Raw genomic sequence first — 4,204 nt, forward strand, 5'->3', positions numbered from 1 at the left:
GGGCCGGTGGGTCCGGTGGGTCTACCGGGTCCTCTTCGAGCGCGTGATCGGGGTCGGCTGCGGGGGCGAGGGCGGGGGCGGCTGCGCGGCCGGGCGCGCGGTCTTCGCGCCCAGCGTGCGCAGCGCGTACATCAGGACCGCGATGTCGTCGATCAGGATCGGGTCGGGCAGCAGATCCACCGGGCTGATCGCGTAGATCAATGCCCCGTAGAACAGCATCTTGTCGCCCGTCGTCGCGTCGGGGCCGCGCAGCAGCCTGCCGGTGCGCAGGAGCCTGCGGAACAGCACCACGACGACCACGAGCGTCGCCACGAAGACCGCCGCCGCGACGGCGATCAGGATCCAAACCCAGGTGTCCACGAGTGGACGTCTGCCCCGTCCGACTCAGCCCATCCAGACCGTCTTGGCGTTGCAGAACTCGCGGATGCCCAACTGCGCGAGCTCGCGACCGTAGCCACTGGTCTTGATGCCGCCGAACGGCAATTCGGGATACGACGTCACCATCCCGTTGACGAACACCGCCCCCGCCGCCAACTCTTGCGCGCAGCGCCGCTGTTCGGCGTCGTCGGTGGTCCACGCGTTGGCGCCGAGCCCGAACGGGGTCGCGTTGGCGAGGGTGATCGCCTCGTCGAGGTCGGCGACCTTGTACAGCCCGGCGACCGGGCCGAACACCTCCTCGGCGTACATCCGCATGTCGGGGGTCAGGTCGGCGACGATGGTCGGCGGGTAGAACCACCCGGGCCCGTGCGGGCGTTCGCCGCCGCACAGCACGCGCGCGCCCTTGGCCTTGGCGTCGTCGACCTGCTCGGTGACGTCCCGTACGCCCTGCTCCTGCGCGAGCGGGCCGACGTCGGTGCCCGGCGCGGTCGGGTCGCCGACCTTGAGCGCCGACATGTTCGCGGTGAAGGCCCGGGCGAAGGCGTCGTAGACGTCGGCGTGCACGATGAACCGCTTGGCGGCGATGCAGCTCTGGCCGTTGTTCTGGGTCCGGGCGGTGGTCGCGGTCTTCGCGGCGGCCTCGATGTCGGCGGACGGCAGGACCAGGAACGGATCCGAGCCGCCGAGTTCCAGGACGGTCTTCTTCAACTCACGCCCCGCGATGGCCGCGATCGAGCGGCCCGCGCCCTCGCTGCCGGTCAGCGTCGCGGCGACCACGCGCGGATCCGACAGCACGTGCTCGACCTGCTTCGACCCGATCAGCAGCGTCTGGAAGGCGCCCTCGGGGAAGCCGCCACGGGTGAACAGGTCCCCCATGTACAGGGCGGTCTGCGGCACGTTGGACGCGTGCTTGAGCAACCCGGTATTGCCCGCCATCAACGCCGGCACGGCGAACCGCATGGCCTGCCACAGCGGGAAGTTCCACGGCATCACGGCGAGCACGGGCCCCAGCGGCTCGTACCGCACGTACGCCCGCCGCGCCCCGACCGCCGCCGCGTCGGCCGGCTCCTCGGCCAGGAACCCCTCGGCCCGCTCGGCGTAGAACCGACACAACTTCGCACACTTGGCCACCTCGGCCTCGGCAGCGGCGATCGTCTTGCCCATCTCCGCCGTCATCAGCCGCGCGACGTCGGCCCGCTCCGCGTCGAGCAGTCCCCCCACCCGACGCATGTGCCCCGCCCGCACGGCATACGTGTCACGCCGATGCGCCCGAAACACCTCGTCGGACCGCGCGATGCACGCGTCGATCTCCTGCTCGGTCAGCGCCGAGAACTCCTTCCACGTCTCACCGGTGGCCGGATTGACGGACGCGATGGCCATGAGTCCTCCAAAAACGAAACGAAATCAGTCGCCGGCTTCCCCCGCCGCCCCGTTACCCACCCCGCCCCGAGCCACACAAAACCCTGAAACCATGCCCACATGAACGAACAGGCCATCCCGATCCTGCGCGTCTCCGACGCCACCGAATCCGTCACCTGGTACGCCCGCCTGGGCTTCACCAAGCAATGGGAACACCGCTTCGAACCCGACCTCCCCGCCTTCGTCGAGATCGCCAGAGGCGAAGTCCGCCTCTTCCTCTCCGAACACACCGGCGACGCCGGCCCGAACACCCTGATCTACCTACGCATCCACAACATCGACGAAGTAGCCAAGGAATTCACCACCCCCGTCGAACAAGCCCCCTGGGCCAAGGAAGTCCACCTGACCGACCCGGACGGCAACCGCCTACGCCTGGGCACTCCGACGGACTGAGGTTCACCGGCCTACATCGCTCACACCGCCTGCAGACACCGCCGGCGGTGATGCTCGAGGTGCCCTTCGTCGATGTCGTGTCCAGGGTTGCGCCGCAGCTTCTCCACTGCCTGCCCGTTCTTCGTCTGCCGGACCATGCCGTGCGCATCGACATAGATGGCCAGACCGTCGAACAGCACGTGGTGGTTCGGGCACAGGCACAAGAGATTCGACAGTTCGTCCGGACCGTGGTCTGGTCTCCCCAGGCCCCGAATGTGCGCGGCCTGGCTGGAGGGGCCGGAACTGATCTCCAGCCGAAGCCCACAGACCTGGCACTCGTTGTTGTGCAGCGCCTTCACCTTGCGGGCGAGGCCGACGTCTCGGATCAACTGCCACAGCAGGATCTCGCGCCTGGTGACGGGCTGCACTGCGGGTGGCGCCACACCTGCGGTCGTGTGGTCCAGGAGGCTCAGGACCTCGTACATGTCGTGTTCGTCCCCGACGACTTCCGTGCCGCTCACGGCAGCGATCGCGCCCAGGTGAGCCTGCACGTCATCGACCAGGACGCCGGTTTCGCCGATCAGCCGTTCCCGGTTCGAGACGGCGTCGTCGAGGTGCGCCGTGGCGTTTGCGTCGGCATCCGGCCCACCGGAGTCAGGCAAGAGGTCCTTCTGTGCGGAACTTTGCGGTATGCCGAGCCCACGCCGACGAACACGAGCCAAGGCCGATCGCCCCTGCTCGACCCATTCCTGCCAGGCCGGAGGAGCGGCCTTCAGCGCCTGGTCCAAGGACACGGTCGGATTGCGACGAGCCACTATCCAATTCCAGTCCATGCGATTGTCTTCGAGGCTGATGAGCGACATGTCATAGGCGTAGTTGGGGAACGTGCCGGCGTCCGGGCCTCCGCCCTGTTCGACACGTTCGACGTTTTCGATGAGGCCGACACCGTCGAACCGAACCTGCCCCTTCTGTCGACCTTCGTACGGAACCGAGCTGAAGATCAGCAACGGCTCGGCACGACGTCGATCGGCAACGACGAGGGCCAACTGACGCCCCCAAGCTGCGAGCAGGGTGGCGTTTCCCTTGGTGGCCCCGACCGATTGCTTCTCACCGGGCTTGTGGTCACCGAAGTACCGGAGGGTGGCCCCGTCGTCCCCGAAACGGTCGTGCCAAGGTGTCTCTACGGTCCCGGCCTTCCAGGGACTGGACCGGATGAGCACCGCGGGACGTCGCGGGCCGTCGATCGCCTTTACCACGGCGATACCGTTGATGCCGGACTCGAGAAGGGCACGCTTCTCGCCCGGAGTGTTCGTGACGTGCCAAAAGTTGGGCAACCCGCCCTTGACCGCGGGGCCCGCGTCCTTCGGCCTGGCGTACCGGTAGCACTTCCCCACTTCCAGCAACAGCCCCATGTTCTGCCCCGTCCCCCCGCAACCGTCCTGTAGGTCCGCATCACCTTGCCACGCCGACTACGAGGACGCGAGCGATGGTTGCCCCTGCGGCACGCTTTGCGCCGGTCGACCGTGACGTGCTCGTGCTACCGAAGTCGGGTGAGGAACATCGCCCTTCACCATCCGGTCCGGTCGGGGTGGGTCAGGTGGGGAGGAGGGTGCCCCAGGCTACGAAGTGGGAGCGGGTGTTGGTGGTGGAGGGGGCGGTCAGGGTGATGTAGGAGCCTGGGGTGTGGTAGTCCGAGCGGGCGGGGATGGGGTTCAGGATGTCTACCGACTGGGGTGGGACGTTGTGTTCGGTTTTGTCGATGCGGTAGTGGTAGGAGCCGGACGGGACTTCGACGACCACGATGTCGCCTGTCGAGAGGGTGCGGATGGCGTCGCGGCCCGCCACCGCGAAGTTGCCGGGTTGGCCGGGAGCCGCGGTGTGGGAGTAGTGGCCGATGCGGTCGGCGTCCAGGGTCTCGGTGCGGGTGCCCTCGTCGAGGGCGCGGACGCGATCTCCCTCGCCCGGGAGGCGGATCGTGCCCAGCCCGGCGATCGGCGGCGCGGTGGGCAGGCCCGACGGCGGGGCCGCGGACGCG

5 protein-coding genes are annotated in these 4,204 nt (G+C 68.3%); 1 reads left to right on the forward strand and 4 read right to left on the reverse strand.

Annotation, left to right across the window (positions count from 1 at the left end):
- Positions 1-21: 21 nt before the first annotated feature.
- A complete protein-coding gene (locus tag GT354_RS44430; RefSeq protein ID WP_161362914.1) occupies positions 22-360 on the reverse strand; it encodes a YkvA family protein in 339 nt (112 codons plus the stop codon).
- 24 nt (positions 361-384) lie between these two features.
- Positions 385-1,758 (reverse strand): NADP-dependent succinic semialdehyde dehydrogenase, encoded by a 1,374-nt coding sequence (locus GT354_RS44435; protein WP_161362916.1) that lies wholly within the window; start codon positions 1,756-1,758, stop codon positions 385-387.
- Between the two features lie 99 nt (positions 1,759-1,857).
- Between GT354_RS44435 and GT354_RS44440 the strand changes: the two genes are divergently transcribed.
- Positions 1,858-2,190 carry a glyoxalase superfamily protein gene (locus GT354_RS44440; RefSeq protein ID WP_161362918.1) on the forward strand — a complete coding sequence of 111 codons (333 nt, stop codon included), beginning with the start codon at positions 1,858-1,860 and terminating at the stop codon, positions 2,188-2,190.
- Positions 2,191-2,210: 20 nt separating this feature from the next.
- Here the strand turns inward: GT354_RS44440 and GT354_RS44445 are convergent, their stop codons facing one another.
- On the reverse strand, positions 2,211-3,581 hold the full coding sequence (locus GT354_RS44445) for an HNH endonuclease (RefSeq protein ID WP_161362920.1): 1,371 nt from the start codon (positions 3,579-3,581) through the stop codon (positions 2,211-2,213).
- 181 nt (positions 3,582-3,762) lie between these two features.
- Positions 3,763-4,204: sortase (locus GT354_RS44450; protein ID WP_161362922.1), on the reverse strand; the 442-nt coding region annotated here is incomplete at its 5' end.

This window comes from Streptomyces sp. SID3343, from assembly GCF_009865215.1.
In the GTDB taxonomy this organism is placed as follows: domain Bacteria; phylum Actinomycetota; class Actinomycetes; order Streptomycetales; family Streptomycetaceae; genus Embleya.

Coding starts and splice junctions, on each gene's coding strand:
- GT354_RS44435 (WP_161362916.1), bottom strand. CDS start 1,758: ATGGCCATCGCGTCCGTCAATCCGGCCACCGGTGAGACGTGGAAGGAG.
- GT354_RS44440 (WP_161362918.1), top strand. CDS start 1,858: ATGAACGAACAGGCCATCCCGATCCTGCGCGTCTCCGACGCCACCGAA.
- GT354_RS44445 (WP_161362920.1), bottom strand. CDS start 3,581: ATGGGGCTGTTGCTGGAAGTGGGGAAGTGCTACCGGTACGCCAGGCCG.